Below are 23,916 nucleotides of genomic sequence, written 5' to 3' on the forward strand. Positions count from 1 at the left end.
AAGGCCTCCTAAACCCTATTCATAACGGTTTAGGAGGCTTATTGACGACATATTCACTATCCTTGCCGGATTCGAGGCGGCTTTATTTTAAATTCGAATTGATTGCAAGGCGCTGTCCGTTCATTTGCGAGCAGCATTTGCTCCGCAGAAGCACGCATGCCTATGGCATTAAAAAGCTATAATCGCTGCTGGTTTAGCTGATGGTCGCTGCTCTCTCAGCTAAAGCTTCCGAAAGACTTAGCTTCGGTTTCCTACTTGCTTCGCTTCATTCAGCTGCTTGCTCAGCGACAATCCGCTACTTGCTTAGCAGTAGCAGATTATAAATAACCTGCGCGCTCTCCGCGCGCGTCAGCTTGCCATTCGGCATGAAGCTGCCGCCAGCATTGCCTCGCACCAGCTCAAGCTTTGAAGCGCTTGCGACCGAATCAGCCGCCCACTCGCTTATCTGGCCGCTATCCGCATAGCCGCCGGCATCATCACCCGGAACAACATCCCCCTTGCCGTTATTGACCGCATAAGCACGCATTACCATAACGGCCATCTCTTCACGGCTAATCGTTTCATTAGGCGCAAAGCTGCTGACGCTGCGTCCATTCACAAGGCCAAGCTTGCTTGCCGTTGCCACGTATGCAGCGTACCATTTATCCGCTCCGACATCCGCAAAGCTCGCTTTCCCATCTGCTTTGACGCTCAGCGCACGAACCAGCATAGCCGCGAATTCGGCGCGCGTCACTTGCGTTTGCGGCGCAAACCGCGTCTCATTAATGCCGTTTACGATTTGTTTTGCCGCCAGCGACTTAATCGCCTGCGAAGCCCAATGCCCAGCCCCCACATCGGCAAATGTTTTGTCATAGGCAAGCACCCCGTATTTGCTGAAGTGATATACGCTTGCGGAAACCAAGCCGCCCTCAAGCGTGCCGCTAACGTATTCAAGCCTGCCGCTATCGCTCATGTAATAAATGCCCGTCATATTGTTGCCGGCATTCACATCCGTTTGGATAACGAGCTTGACCGGCTTTTCGAACGTTGACAACGGAATCATTTTACCGTCTTTAGTCTGGACGCTTAACCGAAGATCATAGATCGGAGATGCCGCTTGCACCTCAACCCCTGATTGATTCGCCATTGCAAGCTTCAGCAAGTCATCCGCCGCCGCAGTCTTCATTTCATCAAGCTCGAATACGATGCGCGCACCTCCGGCCTCTCCCGCGGGAACAAGCGATTGGAGCGAAGCCAGCACCTCGCTTGGCAGCGTTACGGCAATGCCGTCCGCTTTGAGCTCCAAAGCATTTCCCGCCAATATTTCGGAGGCATTCACCGGTAACTGAACCTTCGTTTTTCCGGCTGCAATCTGCACGGATGCCTTGCCCTGACCAATCGCCTTCAGATTGCTTTCCTGTACCGCTTGAACATTCGTTTCCTGCGATGCGCCAGGCACGCCATTATTAGACCCTTCTGTACCCGGCACTTCTAAGCTTAAAATAACCGTGCCGCCTTCGTTGCGGCCAGGCACCTCTATCGTTAGCTCGCCGTTTGCTGCAACCGTGTAGCTGCTGCCGCCGTATTCGTCGTTAACCTTGGCTCCAGACGGGAACGGAACAGCTAGCGTAACCGTTTTGCTCTCCGCAGCTGTATTAATAAGGGTTACGACATTCACATTATTATATTGTTTATTGAATGCCAGATAGCCGAGCGCATCGGAGCCTGCAAGCTTCGTACGCGTTCCCTTCGCATAAACCTTCGAGAATTTTGCTCTAATGTTCAGCAGCTTCTCGTAATGATCATGCAGCGCTTGTTCTGTCACCAATTGCTCCCAAGGCATATCCGTACGGTTCTCGCTGAACAGCCCTGCGCCCATATCACGCGCATTGGCTCCCGAGCGGCCAAGCTCCTCCCCGTAGTAAATAACAGGCTGGCCCTTTGCCGTGATTTGCAGCGCCGCTGCAATTTTCAGTTTACCCTTGTCGCCGTCCACGAAATGGGAGAGGAAACCGTCTTCATCGTGACTGCTTAGGAACTGCCCCATCGTCGCCGTATTGTCCAGCTTCGCCTCCCGATCCGCGAGATACGCATCGACAGCATCAATCGAGCCGTTTACGAATTCCCTTGCGCGATCATTAAAGCTAAAATCAAGCAAGCTGTCCATTTGACCGCTGCGCAGCATGCCTCCATCGCCATCAATCGTGCCGCCATAATATTCGCCGATTAGCTTGAAGCCAGGATCAATTGCCGTCAACGCATTTTTGAACGCCTTCCAAGTCGTGCTCTCCACATGCTTAACGGTATCTACCCGGAAATAATCGATAGAATCACCGCGCTCCGTTCTCGCCCTCTCCAGCCATCCTGTTTGCCATTCGATTATTTTCTCGCGCACGGCCGGATCCTCCGTCTTAAGGTCAGGCAGATGATCGAGCTCCCCTTCAATCGGGTTCGTGCTTGCTTGCACGCCATTCGTTCTCAACATGCCGTCAAACCGCGCCTTGTCCTCCGGCGAAATACCCGGACGGCTCTCATCAGCCTTCAACCCATAGCCCGTATGGTTCAGCACCACGTCGACCATGATTTTAATCCCCTTGTCATGCGCTTTGTCGATCAGCTCCTTGAACGTATCCATATTGCCAAGATGCTCGTCGAGCTTCGTGAAATCCTTCGCCCAATAACCATGGTAGCCGTATTGCTTCGTATTGAAGTCGGCGCCCTTATTGAAATCAATATTGTCTACGATAGGCGTAATCCACAGCATATTAATGCCAAGCTCCTTCAAATAGTCCAGCTTGTCGATCATTCCCCTGAAATCCCCGCCGTGATAAGCTTCCAAATGCTCCTTATCCACATCCGCGTTATTGGTTGAATCTCCGTCCGCGAACCGATCGGTCAGCGCAAAGTAAATACGCGCCTCATCCCAGTCAAAGTCCAGCTTGCCCGCATAGGTTCTCGCCTTCACCGTTACCTTGCCGATATGCGTGTGCTTGTTGCCGTATTCATCTACCAGCGTAATCGGAATGTCCTTGACTCCAGCGGTTACGCTGTCTTTCACCGTGATCGTCTGGGCAAGCAGCTTCGTATCCAAACTCGCCTTAGCCGATCCTCCAAGCGCGGTTAAATCCATATACCCTTCCTCGAAAACGATATCCTCCGAAGCAGCTGCCTGAATGCGCAGCACCGTGCTTTCGTTGTGCGAAATGGTTGCCGGATTGGCGAAGGCCGTCATGGTAACGACTGGCTTCCGGTACGTTATGGCCGATTTGCCATCGACCGTATTGTTAGGATCGGTCATTTCAGCCGCAGCCTCATTCTTCTTCTTTACGATAAAGGTATATTCATAAGTGCCGCCTTCTACGTTAGCCAATGTGTACGTGAACCATTCTTTGGCGGAATCATAGCTCATTTCGTATTCCGAACCGTTCACCTTGACCGACGCATCGGTCAGATCGGTTGAATGGCCATTCCGGAACAGGATATCATCCCGGTATAGGAACGTAATGCTGCCATCCTGGAGAACAGGCCCGTTAATACTAGGCAAAATATCGACCTGGCTCACCATGCTCGTAATATTCACTTTCGTAAAAGCAGCCCCAGGCGCAATCGGAATGACGCGGTCATCCGGTATATCCTGCTTCGCCGTGTTCCAATCGGTGCCTTTGCGCACGACAAACCCTACGCTTGTCGCGTCCTGTGAAATCTCCAGCAGCACCGTTGCTACTCCGTTCTCTACTTTATCGAACTCTATCTGGTCATTTTTCACGCCCGTATTCCAAATCCACAAATTCCAATCCGCGTAATTTTGGTCGGGGCGGATATAGTTCAGCTGAACGTAACGCTTCGTCGATTCGGTTGTCACGGTAACCGTAGCACTTGCAGACATGCCTTTGTAGGTTGCCGTTATCGCAGCCGAGCCTGCTTTGATTGCCGTTACTAATCCACTAGGCGAAACACGGGCCGTTTGCGGCTTATCCGACAAATAAGTCGCTGCTCCCGTCACCCTTTTTTTGCTGCCATCGCTATATTTGGCATATACAACCGTTTGATGCGCCATGCCAACCTGCAGGGAATAGCTCTCACTGCTCAGTTCGAGTCCCGTAAGCTCAGCCGCTGCCGCATCCCGCTTAATAATGACTGCCGAAAGCGGTTCAAGCGTGATAGAGTCCGCTGCAAGCGTGAAGCCGGAAGGCGAAGCCACAGCCGCAATTCCCGCTTCATCATTATCCGCGACGACCGTGCCGCCCGTTAAATCTTCGGAGAGCGTCAGCGTTCTGGACTTGCTGTCCGCATTCATGAATACGTAATAGTGCCCAGATCCATCCGTTGCTTTGTTCTTATAAGCGATCACAAGATCGTTTGCTTTCATCTCCGCGGCCTCGACCAGAGTTACGTTGGAGTCAACAAGGTCTTTGTCCCCAAGCCGGAAAGCATCCGTATGCTTACGCAGCTCAATAAGCCCCGCCGTATACGTCTTCGTTACATGATTGACCGGATATGCTGCCGCATCGTCTGCCTTCTGCCAATCAAACTGATTAATGGCATCAGAAGAATCGTAGGAGTCATGGACAAAATAACCGAACGGATTGCCCGATGCATCTGCCAGCTCATGGTACTTCTGCTCCGGCTTGCCTGCTCCGAGCCACTGCTTCGTCCGTCCGTATTCTTGGCCCGCATGCAGGAACGCCGTTCCTTGCGAGGTCAGAATGAGCAGGTTGCCCAGCCGAATCCGCTGATGGATCTCCAGGTCATTGGCTGCTATCGCAGGATCCTTCCTGATCGACTGCGCGATCACGTCATAGAGAGGGAGATTGTCATGGGCTTCGATGTATTGGACCATGTCTCCCGGGTCATCCGCAGGCGTATTGCCCGGTTGGCCCTTAATGTTGTTAAGAATCGTCGCCAAGCTTCTGGCTCCGCCAGTAATGAACCTCGGCTCGCCTTCCGAGCCGTAGCCAGACTTCAGTTCGTTGCGGATTTCATCAGAGAACACGCCGACGCTGTCCGTTTTGTCCATCCAAGCCTGGTCCGCTCCTTTCCCTGCCAACGCCGGATCAGAAGCGGCTCCGCCGAACGTTTTCCAGCCCTCGCCGATAAATAGCGCATTCGGATTCACGCTTGCAGCCGCATCGTACGCGTTCTGCACGGCATCATAGGTCGCGTCGCCCATCATATCCCAGCGCATGCCGTCGATTTTGTATTCCTCGAACCAATATTTAACGGAATCAACCATTAGCTTCTCCGCCATGTTGTGCGAGGTTGCGAGGTTATTGCCGAATCCGCCTATATTGTTGCCGTTTGCGTCTTGGAACGCATAGTAGTTAGGTACGATATCGTTCAAAAAGCTGGCTTTCGCCATATGGGTGTAGACAACATCCAGAACTACGCCCATTCCTTCATTATGAATGGAATCAATGAGACTCTTAAGTTCCTTAACTCTGAGCTCAGGGTCCTTGGCATTTTCTGAATAAGCGCCGTCCGGCGAGAAATAGCTATGCGGATCGTAGCCCCAGTTGTATTCATTGTCGATCGCCGAATACTCCCTCTCTCTTGCGCCCATGGCCGCTTCGTCACCGAAGTACCACGCCATAACAGGCAGAAGCTGAATATGCGTTACGCCCAATGATTTAATGTAAGCCAGTTTATCCTTGAATGCCGCATATGTGCCAAATCGAGCGCCCAAGTCGCCTGCTATTGTGGGATCGGAAGTAAAATCACGGATATGCGCTTCCCAGATAATCGCGTCCTCCCGCTTTTCGTAGCTATCGATTTGGGCAAAATCAAAGTCTGCGGACGGATCGGTTCCGCTCAAATCAATAATGGCCGCTTTGCCGACCATATCCCCGTCCGGGCCCGCCTCTCCTTTGGTGTTCACCCGAAACTCCGCCATCGACTTCGCATAAGGGTCGAGCACTTGTTTCGTTATGCCTTCATTGGTCACATTATATTGGTAAAAGTAACCAAGCAAATCGGTAACGCCTGCTTCGTTCAGATCCGCAGGGTCGACACGCGCCGCCCAAACGCCTTTATTGCCCTTCGACAGCCCGATGCTGCCTACGAGCCGCTCCGCATCGTTTTTGTCGTAGACGTTTGCCGTAACCGAGCTGGCTTTGGGCGCCCAAAGCTTTAAGTTAACGCTGCCTTCCGCGTACGTCGCTCCGAGATCATCTCCGCTATAGCTGTAAAGCTCATCGAGAAGTCTCCATCCCGACTCGGCGGATACCGTTTTCCCTTGGTATGCTACGCTCAAAGGCGCATGATCCAGCAAAAAGCTTGCCGTAAGAACGGCCGTTTTTTTGTCTGCGTTCAAGGTAACCTGTTCAATGGAGACGGTGTCTCCATTTCTATCTACAATGCTGATCGCTTGCTTAAGCTCGCTTGCCGCGAGTCCGTCAGTCATCGTAAACCCCAGCAGCAGCTTGCTCTCTGAAACGATCTCCGCAGAGACTAGCCCCGTCGGCTGCTCCCAGTAAGGGGAGACGTAAACATGATCGTCATTTTGCTTAATCCAAAGCTGGTTATAGCGGTCGGCTAAGCTAAAAGACCGATTACCGCCGTCTTTATCTGCATCTCCCAGCGTGCGGTTGACGACTAAGAAGCTGATCTTTTGCGCATCCGCCTGCAGGGGAATGTCGACATAGCTGCCATAGCGGTCGGTATGCTCCTCCGTAAACGCAGCCGCACCGGCTGGCCAGCCAGTTGAAGGCACCGCTACCTGATCCCACAGCCATAAGCCGTACTCGCTCTGCTTCTTGTCTTCCCTGACGTAGTGGATGCGCACGGTGTTCGCTGGGAGATCCACCGGCTCGTAATACGAAACGGCATCCGATCCCTCCGTGATCCATACCTCGTTCATCTCAGGGACGCTAATCGCAACCAGCTTATCCCCGCCGTCCTTCGTACCGTCGGTACGGTTAACGATCAGGAAACCAACCTTCTTGGCGTTAGCCGCGAGCGGAATATCTGCATAAGCACCATAGCTGTCGCGTTTATCCTCCGGAAAAGCGGTTGCGCCCAGCGGCCAGCCTGCTGACGGAGCAGCAACCTGATCCCAAGCCCATATTCCTTGGTTGTCATAACGCGCATCGGATCTGCTGTAATGAATCCGAAGATGCTCGGCAGGAATCGGGTCCCCGCCTGGATCCGAAGGGTTCGGACCGGGATCTGACGGCGCCTTGAATGCAGCCGATACCGCATGGGTTGCCGCGTTATATTGAAAGGTAACCGGCAGGTCCGCCGGTAGACTTAACGCCTGATTTACTTCGGGATACGCGGCATCATCCCACGCTGCGCCCAACAGGATTTTGAACTCGTATTGGCCCTTGGGCAAATCTTTCTTGACCGTATACACGCCGTCGAAATCGGAATCGCTCAGTATGGCAAGCGCCGCTGCCGGAGACCAATCAGCAGCGTCACCCCATTCGGTCTGCAGATTGCCTACGACACGCGGAAGCTTATCGCCAGCTAACGGTGCATAATAAGTAGAGTCGGCGATTTTATGCGTATCGTGATTGTAATAGAAAGTGACCTCTGACGCTTCAGCGAGCGTCAGCTTGATATTCCCCCCATTCTCTGCTCCGCTTGGGTTCGTATAGCTGCTGAAGCCGTAGCTCTCATCCCACTTGCCATTCAGGGCAATCTTATATTCATAAGCTCCGGCAGGGAGCTCGGCCGTCATGCTGTAATAGCCGTTTCCGTTATCCGTCATGGTCGTCGCTGCCGCCGCCGGGTCCCAATCCCCCGTATGCCCTAGCTCCGATTGGAGGTCTCCTACCAGAACCACCTGCGTCGGAACCGCGGCGCTGACCCCAATTGGAACTGCCCCCACAATGGACCACAACATCGCTGCAACAAGCAGCAAAGAGAGTATTTTTTTGCGCTTGATCATAAAGCTCATTCGTTTAAACCTCCCCGATTATTGTGCATCCTCGCTGTAAAGCATTTGCATTTCATCCTACTATCGGTTTCCTGCCGCCCTCTCTTGCACCCACCTCCAGCTCCGTAATGCAGATCTCATTCATTGTGCAATCGTTTGCATAAATAGCAAAACGAATGAAAACCTCATCGTCTCACCTCTACAAATTGTGAAAATTACGCCAGTTCAGTCATGAAAGCGTTTACTAACTTCCATATTAATACTCCGATTAAAGTACTGTCAATTGTTTTTCATCGTTTCCTATTGTAGACGCATGTATATGTGCTCGTTTCTGCGAAAATGACATCGTTTGCACAAAAGTTGCACAACCTCTTCGGACAAAAAAAAGCCGGGCTTTCGCCCAGCCCTGCTCCTGCCTCTTGATCCTATGCGACCGTAAGCAATTAATGACCTATATTCGATATTACTGGCAATGCTCACCTAGGCCTATACTCACCATTACTGGCAATGCTCACATAAGCCTATACTCACCATTACTGGCAATGCTCGCATTGGCTGATATTCGCCTTTACTGACCATGCTGGCGTTGCTCCCCCGCTGCCTGCTAATCTGCGCTTTTAACAGCCGCGATCATCAAAAACATAGGGCGGCGAAGCTCGTCCTTCATATCGGGGTACTCGGCAAGCATCTCTTGCGATGGCTGAGGCTCAGAGAGCGCCTTGATACGAAAACCAGCTTCAATCAGCGAATTGATATAAGCGGCAACCGTTCGGTGATATTTCACCACGTCATGCCCCAAGAAATTCGTTTCCCTCGCGCCTTCCGAATAATAGCCGTCAACCGGCCAATGCAGCTTCTCGCCATTCGGGCCGTAATGCCAATCCTGCGCCGCATACGCGGTGAATACAGGATGCTCCGCCGATAGCACGAACGAGCCGCCTGCTGCGAGAGCCTCATAGACGGTTCGGCTCACGCTTGAGAAATCCTCTACGTAATGCAGCGCAAGAGAGCTCAGCACCACATCGAATTCACCCGGCTGAAAAGCTAGATCCTCAATCGCGCAGTTGCGATATTCAATCCCTGCGTCATTCGTCAGCGCTCTTGCCCGTTCGAGCATATTATCCGAGAGATCGATGCCAACGACCGATCGTGCCTGCTGCTCGCGCGCATATCTGCAATGCCAGCCGAACCCGCAGCCAAGGTCGAGCACTCTTTTGCCGCTAAGCTCAGGCAGCATTTCCCGCAGGACATGCCACTCCCCAGCCGCATCCAATCCGCCGATCGAGCGAGACATCGTGCTGTAATTCGCGAAAAAACCAGGTTCATCGTACTTATTTTGTTTCATTGCATCCATCCCCTCCTAGCTGGTCGGTTTTTTGCTGCTGCGCATGCCTGCCAATACCTTCACGCCTTCCTGCTTGCCCTCCGCAAACTGATGGTATTGCTCCGATTCTCTCGGTATAAGCGCAAGCTTACCCTCTTGATTGAAGTGAAGCCCCCAGCCATACTTCTTAGGCAGCATCGAAGCACGCATGCAAGCCGTTGGCTTGGAGAAGAACGTCTCCCTTATCTCCGCTTCCCGCTCCGCAAGCTCCTCGGGCGCGATTCCCTTATGGCGTACATGCACCTCATACAGCAGTTCCTCCTGCGTATATTGGTATGGCTGCTCGGCTGCAAGCTCATATTCCAAGCTCGGCTTCGTTCGCCCCCCCTTCTTGTCAGGCGGCACCAAGCCGAACTCAGCTGGGCAATCGGGCGAAACCGTAATAAACGTATTGTAATAATTCCATTCCATGCGGCTATCCTCCTCATACCGTTTCTACTCCCATTATAGCCCATTTTGCTGCAGGAATGTCCTGATACCTAGTGCCTCTGCCTGTCCACTGAAAAATGTCCGGCTTGCAGAGGCCGATATACAACGGATTGAGTAACAGAAACGCTAAATACCGAAGAAATAGCAGCCTATTGTAGCCGTACATGTCCCGACCTGCTAATATATGGGTATAGCAAGGAGGTTATGCTTATGAAGGCAGCTGGCTCGGAAGAGATTGAACCTATCATTCAGGCACAAAAGGCTTTTTTCGAAAAGGGAACGACCAAGGATCTGCAATTCCGTCTCCATCAGCTCAGCTTGCTTAAGCAAGCGATTAAGCGCTACGAGAAAGAGATTGTGGACGCATTGTTTCAAGATTTGCGCAAAAGCGAATTGGAAACCTACATGACCGAGATCATAATCGCAACGAATAGCATCACCCATACCATGAAGCAGCTTAAGAAATGGATAAAGCCGCAGAAGGTGAAAACGCCGCTATATTTGTTCCCGTCAAGCAGCCGGATCGTGAAGGAGCCCTATGGCACCGTATTGATTATCGGACCCTTTAATTATCCGTTCCAGCTCGTGATCGAGCCGCTTATCGGAGCGATTGCCGCAGGAAATTGCGCGATTGTGAAGCCTTCCGAGAATACGCCGCGCATTTCCGCATTGATTCAGCGCATGCTCAACGAGACGTTCGAGCAAGGTTATATCCATGTCGTTGAGGGAGAACGTGAAACCACGTCTTTGCTTATTCACGCGCCCGTTGATTATATATTCTTCACGGGAAGCATCGGCGTCGGCAAGATTGTTATGGAGGCTGCAGCCAAACGGCTTGTTCCCGTTACGCTCGAGCTGGGCGGTAAAAGTCCTGTCATCGTCGATTCCACGGCGAATCTCGAGCTTGCCGCCAAACGGATAATCTGGGGGAAATGCCTGAATACCGGGCAGACCTGCATATCGCCCGACTATATGCTCGTCCATGAATCAATCAAGGCGCCTCTGCTCGCCAAAATGAAGGAGGTTATTACTAGCTTCTACGGCTCTGACATCCAACATAACAAGGATTACGGCCGAATCGTTAACCGAAGGCAGTTCGACCGGCTTGCGGCCATTCTAGAGAAGGATCAGGCCAACATTGTTTTTGGGGGAAGCACTGACGCTGCCGATTTGTTTATCGAGCCCACCTTGCTCGACGGCATCACATGGGAAAGCGAAGCGATGTCTGAGGAAATATTCGGTCCGATTCTCCCCATTATGACGTATCGTCATATTGACGAGGCTGTCCGTGCGATCAACGCCCGGCCCAAGCCGCTCTCCTTGTACCTGTTCACGGAGAGCAAGCCGCTTGAGCATGAGGTCATGAACCGCATATCCTTCGGCGGCGGATGCATCAACGATACGATTCTTCACGCTTCTAACCCTCATCTACCGTTCGGCGGGGTCGGCACGTCAGGCGTTGGCGCTTACCATGGGAAACATAGCTTCGACGTGTTCTCGCATCGGAAGAGCATTCTGAAAAAGAGCGGGAAATTCGAGCTCGGGCTTGTGTTTCCGCCATATGGCGGTAAATTGGAAAGAATCAAAAAGCTGCTCAAATGAGCAGCCTTTTGATTCTTTTTTCTTATGCCGCATTTGAAGCCTACTGCTGCTTCTTATCCGTAATCATGATTTCCCCATCGTCGAAAAAGATCGCGTGAAACCTATATGGCTTATATTTTCAAAAAGCGGCGCAGGGCAGCGATAAGCAAATCGTGGTCCTCTTGATCCGGCAAGCCGGACACAGTCACCGTACCGATCTGTCCTTCTCCGCGTATGCGCAGCGGAAATGCGCCACCAGCACCTACGTAATCGGCGAACGGAAGCCCATGCTTCGCTTCCATCGTCGTGCCTTCGCTCTGGAGCTGGCAAGCCATTCTCCATGAGCTGGCCCCGAAATGGTTCGCGACATTGTTTTTACGACGAATCCAATCCTCGTTCTCCGGTGAAGTCCCTTCCATCGCATGTAGGAATTGCCGATGGCCGCCGAGGGTTACGTCTACCGTTATCCGCTTGCCCCTTTTCCTTGCTTCCTCTACGACGGCAAGCCCAAGCTCCAGCGCGGTATCATTCGTAAACATGGAAAACCGCAGCTCCCGCTCCTCCAGCTCCATTTGCTGTATTCTTTCTTGAATGGTTAATGTCATGGTCACTCTGGCTCCTCTTTGCTCATTCTCGCAAGGATGCGTTCGCCATCCCTACGCACCCATCTTAACGCTAATGACATGTCTTGCCAACAAGCTTCCGTATCATTTTTCCAAGCGATACAGCAGGTAGCTCTCCCCGGCCGCGACCTGGAATGCGCCCTCCTCACAAGCGATAGATGCTCCCGCTTCATTGCGCACTTCAAATTCGCCACTGTGTGCAATCGTGCAAATTCCGTTCATAGCGGCGGCTATTGAAGCACGACTCCACCCGCCTCCATCCCATGCAATTCCGACCGTAAAGCCCCCTCTTGCCCTCAAACCGGATACGCTTCCCTCCGGCCAAGCGCTTGGCAGAGCAGGCAGCAGCGCAATGCTATCATTATGGCTTTGCAGCAGCATCTCTGCTATGCCCGCGGTTCCGCCGAAATTGCCGTCAATTTGGAACGGAGGCCCATCGTTGAATAAATTAGCATGCGTCGAGCGGGAAAGCAGCGTACGCACGAATCGATGCGCCTCCTCCCCATCACGCAGCCTGGCGAATTGGTTGATCAGCCAGGCACAGCTCCAGCCCGTATGCCCGCCGCCGTTGCTCAGCCTGCGCTCCATCGTTATCCTTGCCGCAGCAAGAAGCTCCGGCGTTTCCTCCGTAAGCCGTTCTCCCGGATGAAGGTCGTATAATTGTGAAATATGCCTATGGCCAGGCTCGCTTTCCTCGAAATCATAAAACCATTCCTGAAGCTGGCCATGACGGCCGGTCTGAAGCGGCGGAAGCTTCGCCAAAGCCGCCTCCAGCTCCGCTGCGAATGCCGAATCGGCTTCTAATAATCGGCATGCCTCGATGCAGTGCGCGAACAGCTCGCGGACAATGCTGATATCCATTGTGCTTGCAAGCGATACGCTGCTTAATTCTCCGCTCTCTGTCATGAACTTATTCTCAGGCGAGGTCGATGGATTCGTTACCAGATATCCGCTGGGTCCCTCGATTAAGAAATCGAGTAAAAACATGGCACTGCCCTTTAGCAGCGGATATGCCGTCTTTTCCAGAAACGAGAGATCCAAGCTGTACGCATAGTGCTCCCACAAGTGCCGGGTCAGCCAAGCACCGCCAAGCGGCCAAAATGCCCAGCTAGCGTCCCCGCCGGTAGGGACGGTGGAGCGCCATAAATCCGTATTGTGGTGAGCTACCCATCCCCTTGCGGCATAATGGATTTGCGCCGTTCGCTGACCGGACTGTTCCAGCTCGCCCAGCATATCAAAAAGCGGACGATGGCATTCGCTAAGCGCGCATGCCTCTGCAGGCCAATAATTCATCTGCGTATTGATGTTGATCGTATAGTTGCTGTTCCATGGCGGCTGCACCTGATGGTTCCATATCCCTTGCAGATTGGCAGGCTGCGTTCCGGGCCTCGAACTCGCCATCAGCAAGTATCGACCATATTGCATATACAATGCTTCAAGCTGCGGATCCTCGCCCCCATCCCGATAAGCGATCAGCCGCTTATCGGTTGGCTGTTCCGCAGCTGCCGTCTTGCCGAGATCCAGCTCAACTCTGCCAAACAACCGGGTATGATCCGCTATGTGATTGCCGCGAAGCTCGCTGCTCCCACGCTTCTCCGCGGCTGCCATTCGATCCGTACAGCGTGCGCTTGCCGCTTGTAATCCAGCAGGCGCTTTATTATAACGAACAAAGTCGGTAGCAGCAGCAAGTAGAAACGTCACTTGCCGAGCGCCTGTGATGTGCAGCTTTCCACCCGAGGTTTCCCTTACCGCGCCATTCTCAAGCAGCACCTGCAGCTGGAGCTCAAAGGAGATGCTGCCTCCCTCCTCGAATAAGACCGGCTGAGGATGATCCCCTTTGTAATTATCGGCCACGTGAGTCGGACAGTGCCCGGTAAGAAGCAGCTTATTGCGCTCTGCCCGGGTCTTATGCGGGAGCAGGGAATCAACCGATACGAGCAGCTCCAGCTCCCCCGCGCTTGCTTCATAGGTAACGACCATGACGTCATCCACGGCGCTGACGTAAGCTTCCCTTATCACTTTCCCTATGCCCAACCCGTATTCTGAAGAGGCAATGCCCGTTGCCAAATCCAGCTCGCGCCTATAGCTGCCGCTATCACTCGCCGGAAGCCCCACATGCTCGACCCACAGGTTTCCTAGCGGCTGATACGGCTCCGTATTCACACCGAGCATCTTCTCATTGACCAACCGTTCCGCTTCGGCATATTGACCGTTGTCCACGCTGTCCCGCGCCTTTTTCAAATACCTTAACGCTTCGTAATTGTTCGTATCGCGCGGGAAGCCCGCCCATAACGTATCCTCGTTCAGTTGTATCCGTTCGCGGCCCGTGCCTCCGAATACCATCCCGCCAAGCCTCCCGTTTCCGATCGGCAGCGCCTCTTCCCATTTCATTGCGGGATGCTCGTACCAAAGCTTCCAGGTTTGCTGTTCGTTTCCAAGCTTGCTCACATCAATCTCCCCTTTCGCATGATGCCGGACTATGTCCTTCAGCAAAAAAAAGAGCGGACAAGCATCCCTGTCCGCTCCGTTATGATTTGATGCCTTTTATTATTTGATGCCTTTTTTCTCCAGATCGGCCAGATGGCGCTCATACATAACCTTCTCAACCTTGTCTGCGCCTACTTTGTCCATATCCTTCACGAAATCATTGTATATGTCGTCGAATTCCTTATCCGTTCCCGCTAGCACGAGCATCGGGATCGTTTTGTTCCATAGGTTCTTAATTTTGGCGTTGATTACGCCCTCCGGCGTTGAGCCCTCCGGCTCGATGTTCTCAAGCCCTAACGAGAAGCTGTCGAAATTGTATTTCTTCAGCAAATCCTTGGCTGCCGCTTGCTCAGGCTGCTTCTCGTCGAAGTCGCGCTTGTCTGCCGCATCCCATAGCTTGCCCGAGCGCCACATCAACGTGGAAGCCGTAAAGCCATACTGGCTGTACCAGGCGTTATTGTCGCTAAGCTCAAGCGCTTTTACTTCGTCCTTCGCTTTCGGCAGGCCGTCGATCATGTCATACGTTTCGCCTTCTTTGCCGTAGCGGAAATCCAGCTGTCCTTCGTCAGACCATGCATACTCCAAAAACTTAATGATGCGTTCCGGATTTTTTGCCTTTTTCGTAATGAAGAAGCCCTGCCAGCCCATTAGGCGGCTTGCCGGGTAACGAGGCTCTTGCCCGCCGACCTTTAGGCCGTCGAGAACGACATACGTTTTATCCTCGCCCAGCGTGCTTTTGATCTTCGGATTATATTGCGTATACATGCCATTCATGAAGGCTGAGGTTACGATAAAATTAGCGCCATAAATTTTCTCGTCATATTGCTCTTGCTTCGCAATCAGCTGCTGCGAATCGAATAAACCGTTTTTCGCCAGGCTGTTCACATAACGGAATGCGTCGATGAACTTCGAATCCCTCATCGGATACAGCACGCGCTGCGTGTCGTCCTTGATCCGGTTCTCCATATTCATCGGCGAGAACGAATCAATGAGGTAATCCATCGATAGGCTGCCTTGGAAGCCCCACATCGATACGTCAAATGATTCCATGCCGACCGGGCTTAGCTCCGGATACTTCGTTTTCGCTTGCTCCAAAAATTGCTGAAGCTGCTGCTCCGTCTCAATCTTCGGTTCGCCAAGCGCTTTGTATATGTCCTTGCGCACAAACCAAGGACGAATGCCCGTAATCGGAATGCCGTTCGTCAGTCGCTCTTCCGTCTCGTAGTTATTAGGCAAATACCACAGCTTGCCGTCCACGGAATGGTATTTGATAATTTCAGGGTCGATCAGATCCCTCAGCTTAGGCGCGTATTGGTCGATAAGCTCATCCAACGAATACAGCATGCCGTTGTTAATCAGCTTCGTCACCTGCGGATGGTTCCAATCCAGCATGAGGGTATCAGGCAAATCGTTCGAGGCAATCAATGTATTCAAGAAATCGTTATCATTGCCGGTAGCAAGAAAACGGTCTATCGTAACCCCTGTTTTCTCCGTAATTTGCTTCATATTCAGCTGATCTTTCCACAAATAGTTGGAAGCCCAAGTACCATAGAAATATTGGCGGAAAGTAAATGGCGAAGTGTCCTGCTTCCACTCGAGCTCATTCGAATCGCTGGATGCCTGCGGCGCATTGGCGGCATTGCCTGTCTCTGTGTTGGCGCCGCCATTGCTTGCTGCCGGATCGTTATTTTTGCCGCTGCTGCAGCCTGTAATCGCCAAGGCCAGCACGAGTATGAATGCCAAAGCAGCCGTAAGCGACTTTCTGTTTGATTGGTTCATGATGAATGAATCCTCCCTTTTCGAATTGCTTCTATATATCGGGCAGTTTGCCCGCGGAAGCCGTTGATTAGCCTTTGACCGAGCCGATCATGATGCCTTTGACGAAATACTTCTGCAGGAACGGATAAGAGAAAACGATTGGCAGCGTCGTAATGACCATCGTTGCCAGCTTCACGGATTCCGCAGTCACTGCTTTCATTCCCAGATTGCTCGCCATTAGGCTGACATTGCTGTTCGAGCTAATAATTTGCATAAGGATTTGCTGCAGCGTCCGCAAGCTTTCGCCGCCGTACAGCATCGCGTCAAACCAAGAGTTCCAGTGGAACACCGCATTATAGAGCGCGATTGTAGCGAGTACGGGCTTAGAGACCGGCAGTACCAGGCGCCAAAATATCGTCAGCTCGTGAGCGCCGTCCACTTTGGCCGATTCCTCCATCTCCTTCGGTATGCCCCGGAAGAAGGTAATCATAATCAAGGCATTGAACACGCTGAACAAATTGGGCAAAATATAAGCCAAGAAGCTGCCCTTAAGATGGAGATATTGGGCAATGAGCAAATATTGCGGAATAAGGCCGCCGCTGAAATACATGGTGATGATGGCCAGAATAAGAAACAGCTTGCGGCCGAGCAGCTCTGGCTTCGATACGCCGTACGAGAACGCTGCGGTGAAAAGGACGGCCGTGGCCGTTCCCACAATCGTACGCAGCACCGTTACTACGAAAGCATTGATCAGGCTCTCGTCCTGCAGCACCATTTTGTAATTCTCGAAGGAAAGCACGCGCGGCCAGAAGGTGATGCCGCCCCGCGCCGCATCGGCGGGATCGTTAAGCGAAGTAATCAATATATTATAGAACGGATATAAGGTCACGAAGGCAAGCAGCACGAGCAGCACGACATTCGCCGCATCGAACAGCTTCTCCCCCGTTGTCCGGTGTACAGCATTCATAGCTAACCCTCCTTTGATATACTAGATAGTCTGTTCCGGCCTGCGGTTAGAACAGGCTTTCTTTTGTCATTTTGCGTGATGAGTAATTGGCTCCCAGCATAAGCAGAAAGGCGACGACGGATTGAAACAATCCTACCGCGGTACCATATGAGAACCTGCCAAGCACAAGGCCCATCTCATAGGAGTAGATCGAAAGCACATTCGCTTGATCCTGCGTCATCGAATTTTTCATGAGGAACAGCTGATCAAAGTTGGCATTCACGAGACCGCCGACATTCAGAATGAGCAGGATGACGACCGTCGGCTTAATCGCCGGCAAGGTTACATGCCATATTTTGCGAAAGCGTCCCGCGCCGTCCACCGTTGCCGCTTCATATAGCTGCGGGTCAATGCTCGCGATAGCCGCTAAGAAAATAATCGAGTTCCAGCCGATGTTCTTCCATACTTCCGACACGACAACGAGCGTCGTGAAGGTTTTGGGATCGCCCATGAGCAGCTGATCCTGCGTGATCAGGCCGAGCCATTGGAGTAGTCCGCTGAGCGCTCCCGTTCTCGGATCAAGCAGCGTATACATAAAGCCGACAACGAATACCCATGAAATAAAGTAGGGCAGATAAGACAGCGACTGCACGACCTTCTTCAGTCGCTGTGCCCTTAGCTCATTGAGCATAATCGCCAGCAATATCGGCGCAGGGAATCCGAATAGCAGCTTCAGGAAGCTGATTTTAAACGTATTGGCAACCGAATCCAAAAAGCTTGGATCGATAAACAGCTCTTTGAAATTGGCTAGGCCGACCCATGGGCTGAAGGTGAAGCCCTGCACCGGGTTGTACTCCTCGAATGCAATAATAATGCCGTACATCGGCACGTAATGGAATATAATTAGCCAAATGACAGCCGGCAGCGTTAGGATCATTAAGTAGCGCTGTGCCCATAATCGCTTGCCGAAAGGGCTTCGCGCAGTCCCGCTGCTTGCTTTGGGCCTTGCGGCCATAGTCAAGTCCTCCATCTGTCCACCCCTTCTCTTGATGTTTTCCCTGCTCTTATTGTAGAAGATAGAATGGCAGCGAGATATATCAAAAAGTGTGGTTTGTTTCGTTAATCAACGCACTTTTAGAAACGCTTACATTTGCCGCCTATAATAACGAACGGCTGCCTGTCGCTCAGGCAGCCGTTCGTTATTATTCGCATTCTCATTTGCGATGCAGCATGTCTTGGTACTCCCCCGGCGAAATGCCGAATGCGTTTTTAAACACGGTGCAGAAGTAAGAGGTGCTTGGAATGCCAACTTCATGGGCGACTGCCGCCACTTTATAATGAGGCAAAGCCAGAAGTGACTTGGCCCTCTCCATTCTCACCGCTGCGAGCCGGTCGTGAAACGATTGTCCCGTCGTCTTCTTATATAATGACCCTAGATAATTAGGCGATAAGAATACCTCTTCCGCTATGGACTTCAGGCTAATATCCGATGACATGTACTTCAGCTCGATCAATTTGTTCACTTGGCGGATGACATACTCTTCTTTTCCGTCGCGCTTCTCTCTTATGGCCTTAACCGTTTCCGTGATAAAATGCTGCGTGTACGCATGGATAGCGGCAAGCGTCGGCAGCGCATATAGCTGTTCGCCAGGGTCCGTACCCAAGCGTTCCTCGGTTTGGCCCGTGCCTGCCAGCACGGATAGCTCGAAGAGCAGCCCGCTTATATAATGGCGAATATAGTCGCCTTCTGCGCCTCTCCGCTCCACCAGTGCTTGGAACATTCCCTCCGCGCTGGCAAGGGCTCTTGCTTCATCAAGCGCATGGACGGCATGGACGATGGCCTTCACGTGCTGGCTGCTCCGCTGCAAGAAATCGGCGACCTCGCTTAGAAAGCCTCCTCTCTCCCGCTCCACCTGCTCCAGGCTGACAATGCCGCCTTCGTCCCAGAACGATGCATAAGCCAGCACCTGCTCCGCCTGCTTGACGGAATCCGCAATATGGGCTAACCCGTCAACAACCGTCCCTGCTCCGATCTTCATATTGGGCAGCCATAGCCATCCGCTGTCTCCAGACAGCCGCCGGACGAGCATGGCAAAGAACTCCTCCTGCTGCTCCTTAGGCTCTGGAATAACGACGATCCACTGCCCCTCCCGATTATCCGAATAAGCGATCAGACTTGGACTTGGGAATAGATTACGCAGTCGCTCCGCGGTTCGGTCCTGCTTCGTCTCCGCGATTGCATACGCCATATATCTGCCATGCTCGGAGCCGAGTCCCTCTGCTTGCGCCACCTCCCTGACCTGCTTCGGCTCTAACGTTCCGAAGAGCAAATCATGCAGCCACTTTTCCTTCATCCGCTCGCGATGCTCCTCGACCTCAGCCCGCAGCCTATCCCGCTCCTGCTTGAAATGAACGTCCTCCTCGCATTCGCGGATCACTTTCTGTACCGCTTCGAGCAGCTTCTGCTCGCTGATTGGCTTCAGGACATAATGGCTCGCTCGTATATCAATGGCTTTGCGCGCGTATTCGAAGTCACCGTAGCCCGTCAAAATAATAATTCGGATATGCGGCTTAATCTCCTTGATTTTGCGGGACATCTCCAGTCCATCCATGCCCGGCATCCGAATATCGGTAATGATGATATCCGGGTCCAGCTCCAGCGTATGCTCCATGCCTTCAATCCCGTCGCGTGCCGTGCCGCATAGCTCAATGCCGAGGGAAGCCCAATCGAGGAAATCGACCAACCCTTCCCGCTCCCAACGCTCGTCCTCAACGATAAGCAATTTATACATAGTCACGCTCTCTCCTTGGCAAACGTAATCATTACCGACGTACCAATGCCCGGTGCGCTGTGAATGCGGAAGGCATGCTTATCGCCATAATAAGAGTTTAGCCTCTCCGTTATGTTTTTCACCGCATAGCCGCTGCCGCTCGTACGCTCTATATTGCCGACAAGCAGCGCGGCAAGCCGCTCTTTGGACATGCCGACGCCGTCGTCAATAACCTTGAAGCAAAGCATGTCGCCAGGCTCAAGCGAAGCTTTAATTTGCAGAGTCCCGCGGTCCCGCTTAGGCTCGATACCATGATTCAGCGCATTTTCAACAATCGGCTGAAGGATATTTTTGACGACGCAATACTCATAGACGCGCTCATCGATATCGTAAACGACATCAAACATTTCCTCGAACCGGAACTTTTGGATCGCCAAATACGCCTTTACCATCTCCAGCTCGTCCTTTATCAGAATCTCCCGCCTACCTTTGTTTAGCACCAGCCGGTAAAACTGCGCTAAAGCACCTGACAAATGGACGATTTCCGTTGAATTCGCCTTTCGTGCCACCCACGAGATGGTAGCCAGCGTATTGTAGAGAAAATGCGGATTAACCTGCGACTCCAGCGCCTTAAGCTCCGCTTCGCGCTCCATCAGCTGGCTTTTGTACACCGTCTCGACCAGCTCGTGAATCCGTTCCGTCATATGGTTGAAGCTAATCGCAATTTGAGAAAACTCATCATTGGACTGGACAGGCACCGAGACGGTTAATGAGCCTTCTTTTACCCGTTTCATGGCCAGTACAATCCGCTTCAGCCGCGATAGCAGCGCATTCGTGATGAAATAGACGACAAAGCCGAGCACGACGAGCGCAATGAGCAAAATGCCCGTAATGGAGAATGCGGACTCCTTCACCTTCTCGTTCAGCCCGCTGACGGGAAATATCCCGATTAAGCGCAGCCCAAGATCATGCAGCGGCACCGAAATCACGACCGACTTTCGTCCGTCTACCTTCAGCACCTGATTAAACCCCGTATCGACCGGCAGCTGTGCCAAGCCTTCGTCCGTAATTTGCTGCTTGAACAATCCGCTCTTATTGCTGGATACGACATGGTTGTCCCGATCAATCATAAAAAGCTCGCCGATCTGGCCCGTGCTCTCTGAACTCAATATATCGAATAAATCACTCTCTAATATTTCGATTTCAAGCAAGCCCACCGTATCGAAATACCGGATAGAATTAATTTTCTGATAGAATGAAAATACGTTCTCCGGCTCGCCGCGCTTCGGAATATTCAAGAGCAGCTTCTCGGTGTGGAGCCCTCGCCAGCCGAATATGTTCGTATCATCGCTCGTGGCCTCCCTCACCCATGGCTGGTCCTCGATGCGGGAAATTTGATAGAAGCTGTCGTAAATTTCCGGAATCGACGGGTTCGTCATATATACGCGCAGCGAATGCACGCTTGGGTTTTGCCTTAGCACATTTTCCACGTAAGGGCTAATGTTCGACGTGTAATCGTCATAGGCAAATGAATTTTTATTGAAATCGCTTCCCAAAAAGGTTTGAAGCCTAATATCCGAGGTAAGCAGCTTCGATATGTTCTGAATCATGCTCATCTTGTTCATCAGGCTGTTGCGCGTTTGCAGCAGGTTCTGCTCCATAACCATCTGTGCCTGCGATACGGCCGAGCCCGATAATTGCAAATACAGATAAATGCCGCAGGCGGACAAGGAAACAGCCAGAATACAAAGAAACGTCGCGACGAATTTCCAGGTCACGCTTAAATTTCGGAACAACTTCGTTATTTTATGCATAAGCCTAACCTTCTCCTCTTGGTGTAAACGCAAGAAACCGGCTTCCTGTCGATGCCGGCTTGGTTTCCTTACCTATACAGCGTTATCCAAAATGGGTATGTCCTATTCGCCCGCCGCTTCTTCGCCCCATACCGACTCCATCCATTTTCTTGCAATCAGCTCATGTCCGGCAGCGGTAGGATGCACCCCATCCCATAGCCAATAGCTCGCATCTGCCCGGGTACAAGCTTCATCGAACGCTGCCTGCAGCGGAACGAAAATAGCGCCGAACTGATGTGCTAGCTCGCGTACCGTGTGACGGTAAGCCGTTATCCGCTCCGACCATGCCTGCCAATTCCGGCTTGGCGCCCCCGTGTTCAGAACAAATGGCTCGCAAAGCACGAGCTGCGCTGCAGGCAGCACCTGCTTCGTTTCCTCCAAAATATGGCGGTATGCCCGCTCGTACCGATCCGTAATTCCGCTCGCCTCCCCGTTCAGCGACCGCCAAGCATCATTCACGCCGACCAGGATGCTGATGATATCGGGATTCAAGCTAATTGCGTCTTCATTCCATCTCGCATAGAGATCCGAGGCTCGATCGCCGCTTATTCCGCGGTTGATGATGAGCGGCTGCTGCTCTGCCCATGCAAAGCTGAGCCTTGCTCCCACAATGTACGCATAGCTATGTCCCAGTATATGATTGGGATCGTCGGTTCTTCCCCTTGCCCCATCCGTAATCGAGTCGCCTTGAAAAAGAATCACTCTTTTTTCCATCATGGAATGCCCCTTTGCCTATCTCTTTCGGATCTCTAGCATCCGTATGTTTATTATAGGCGAAAAAGATATTTTTCGTAATTTCAAAAATCAACGATCCTATCCATAATCAACGGAGGAGGCGGATAAACAGGATTATGCCCGCTTATTTATGAGAGTTTTCCCATGTACAGTTTTTGTTTAGAAAGATCGTGTAATATAAAGCTTATTGCTGGATATTTCCAATTCTATCGCTGTAGGTTGCGCCAAACTGCATGCAAGCTCGCTATTTGAGAGCAGCCAAGAAAATGCTAGGGCATGCGAGATGCATAAGTAGCATTTTGAATCTGGCTGAAATGGCTGATTAGGCCTATTCCACAGGTTTCGACAAGTCTGATAGAGTAGAAATAAGTTGAGGAATAAGGGAGAAGATCACGCTTTGAGTAACAATACTACACGCAGGAACAACCGTTCCAAGGGCAAAATGACATCATTCAAGAAATTAACGTTATCACTTTACGTGGCCGTCGTTATCATTCTCGTAGCCGTCTGCGGAGTACTCTACAGCAAATATACGAATTTGGCCGGCACCAATCTTCAATTAGAGACAGCTGGGCATGCTGACGCCAATAATCAACCGGAGAGCAGCAATTCCGCTAACTCCGATTCGGTGGACGAAGGTGTTCATGAAACGTTGCCCGTCACGGATGAGCCAATTCCGGCTGGCACGATCGATGCAGAGGAAACGACAGAACCAACTGAAGATGACGGGGAAATCGGGAACAACCCCGAGCCGGCAGTCACAGAAGCGCCGGTCAAGGACGCAGTAGAGCCGACCATACCGAAACAGACGGAAAAACCGAGCCAGGATGAGAAGGATGACGAAAGCAAGCCAGATGGCCAAAGCGCTGCTGTAAAGCTTCCTACGACCTATGTGGTCCAGAAGGGCGACACTTTGAGCACGATATCGGAGAAATTTTATCAATCCAAGGACCATTACGCGCTGCTTGCGGAGCATAACCATATTCTGTTTATTAACGATATGAAAGCAGGCGACAAGCTAACGATTCCTGCATTAACCTCAGGGAACGGTACATCAGGCAGCAAGCCGCAGGAAACCAAGGATTATTCCAAGATTAATCTTCCGGCAACCTATTTAATTCAAGCCGGCGATACCCTCACGGGTATATCCAGAATGTTTTATAAATCAGCGGAATATGCGGATTACATTGCCAATGAAAATAAGCTGGACAAAAACAAAGGGCTAAAGGCAGGCACCAACCTAGTCATCCCTTCCCTTAAGAACGATAAGCCTGATGAGTCCATTGGCTCTGGTGACAATTCGGAACCATTCGAAGCCACGGAGCATACGGTGCAAAAGGGCGAGACGCTCTATAGCATCTCCAAAATCTACTATGGCACAACCAAACACGCCTTGTTTATTGCGGACTACAACCATATCGTTGATATTGATCAGGTAAAAGCAGGCACGAAATTGAAAATCCCTAAGCCTTAACCTAGTGCCTTCCGTTCCCG

At 51.8% G+C, this 23,916-nt stretch carries 14 protein-coding genes; 3 read left to right on the forward strand and 11 right to left on the reverse strand.

Translation table 11 applies throughout. The features are described 5' to 3' along the window. Positions 1-41 precede the first annotated feature (41 nt). Positions 42-182, forward strand: a complete 141-nt coding sequence (locus AC0YN3_RS22680) for a hypothetical protein (protein WP_475777232.1) — start codon at positions 42-44, stop codon at positions 180-182. 113 nt (positions 183-295) lie between these two features. Here AC0YN3_RS22680 and AC0YN3_RS22685 read toward each other — a convergent pair whose 3' ends face one another. From AC0YN3_RS22685 to AC0YN3_RS22695, 3 genes are all read right to left on the reverse strand, one after another. Beyond that, the gene (locus AC0YN3_RS22685; RefSeq protein WP_475777233.1) at positions 296-7,876 is read right to left on the reverse strand and encodes a pullulanase; all 7,581 of its coding nucleotides are present in this window, start codon (positions 7,874-7,876) and stop codon (positions 296-298) included. Between the two features lie 583 nt (positions 7,877-8,459). Beyond that, a complete protein-coding gene (locus AC0YN3_RS22690) occupies positions 8,460-9,200 on the reverse strand; it encodes a class I SAM-dependent methyltransferase (protein WP_475777234.1) in 741 nt (246 codons plus the stop codon). A 15-nt stretch (positions 9,201-9,215) separates the two neighbouring features. After that, on the reverse strand, positions 9,216-9,650 hold the full coding sequence (locus tag AC0YN3_RS22695) for a DUF6157 family protein (protein ID WP_475777235.1): 435 nt from the start codon (positions 9,648-9,650) through the stop codon (positions 9,216-9,218). 228 nt (positions 9,651-9,878) lie between these two features. On the opposite strand from AC0YN3_RS22695, the gene AC0YN3_RS22700 reads away from it, so the two are divergent. After that, positions 9,879-11,270 carry an aldehyde dehydrogenase gene (locus tag AC0YN3_RS22700; protein ID WP_475777236.1) on the forward strand — a complete coding sequence of 464 codons (1,392 nt, stop codon included), beginning with the start codon at positions 9,879-9,881 and terminating at the stop codon, positions 11,268-11,270. A gap of 110 nt (positions 11,271-11,380) precedes the next feature. Here the strand turns inward: AC0YN3_RS22700 and AC0YN3_RS22705 are convergent, their stop codons facing one another. The 8 genes from AC0YN3_RS22705 to AC0YN3_RS22740 all read right to left on the reverse strand — a co-directional run bounded on the left by AC0YN3_RS22705 (position 11,381) and on the right by AC0YN3_RS22740 (position 22,404). Further along, entirely contained in the window at positions 11,381-11,854 is a 474-nt protein-coding gene (locus AC0YN3_RS22705; RefSeq protein ID WP_475777394.1) for a heme-degrading domain-containing protein, read from the reverse strand. A 102-nt stretch (positions 11,855-11,956) separates the two neighbouring features. Beyond that, the gene (locus AC0YN3_RS22710) at positions 11,957-14,320 is read right to left on the reverse strand and encodes a glycoside hydrolase family 95 protein (protein WP_475777237.1); all 2,364 of its coding nucleotides are present in this window, start codon (positions 14,318-14,320) and stop codon (positions 11,957-11,959) included. 99 nt (positions 14,321-14,419) lie between these two features. Beyond that, positions 14,420-16,138, reverse strand: coding sequence for an extracellular solute-binding protein (locus tag AC0YN3_RS22715; protein WP_475777238.1), 1,719 nt, complete (start codon positions 16,136-16,138; stop codon positions 14,420-14,422). A 67-nt stretch (positions 16,139-16,205) separates the two neighbouring features. Beyond that, positions 16,206-17,084, reverse strand: a complete 879-nt coding sequence (locus tag AC0YN3_RS22720; protein ID WP_183566486.1) for a carbohydrate ABC transporter permease — start codon at positions 17,082-17,084, stop codon at positions 16,206-16,208. Positions 17,085-17,130: 46 nt separating this feature from the next. Next, positions 17,131-18,093 carry an ABC transporter permease gene (locus AC0YN3_RS22725; protein ID WP_441945005.1) on the reverse strand — a complete coding sequence of 321 codons (963 nt, stop codon included), beginning with the start codon at positions 18,091-18,093 and terminating at the stop codon, positions 17,131-17,133. Positions 18,094-18,277: 184 nt separating this feature from the next. Next, complete coding sequence (locus AC0YN3_RS22730; protein WP_475777239.1) at positions 18,278-19,855, reverse strand: response regulator; 1,578 nt, start codon at positions 19,853-19,855, stop codon at positions 18,278-18,280. 2 nt (positions 19,856-19,857) lie between these two features. Beyond that, positions 19,858-21,648: a cache domain-containing sensor histidine kinase gene (locus AC0YN3_RS22735; protein ID WP_475777240.1), complete on the reverse strand. Its 1,791-nt coding sequence runs from the start codon at positions 21,646-21,648 to the stop codon at positions 19,858-19,860. Positions 21,649-21,750: 102 nt separating this feature from the next. Beyond that, positions 21,751-22,404, reverse strand: coding sequence for an SGNH/GDSL hydrolase family protein (locus tag AC0YN3_RS22740; RefSeq protein ID WP_475777241.1), 654 nt, complete (start codon positions 22,402-22,404; stop codon positions 21,751-21,753). A 415-nt stretch (positions 22,405-22,819) separates the two neighbouring features. Here AC0YN3_RS22740 and AC0YN3_RS22745 point away from each other — a divergent pair, with 415 nt between their 5' ends. Then, positions 22,820-23,896 carry a LysM peptidoglycan-binding domain-containing protein gene (locus AC0YN3_RS22745; protein WP_475777242.1) on the forward strand — a complete coding sequence of 359 codons (1,077 nt, stop codon included), beginning with the start codon at positions 22,820-22,822 and terminating at the stop codon, positions 23,894-23,896. The last annotated feature ends 20 nt before the right edge of the window (positions 23,897-23,916 follow it).

The sequence above is a fragment of the Paenibacillus sp. J22R232 genome (assembly GCF_056269165.1).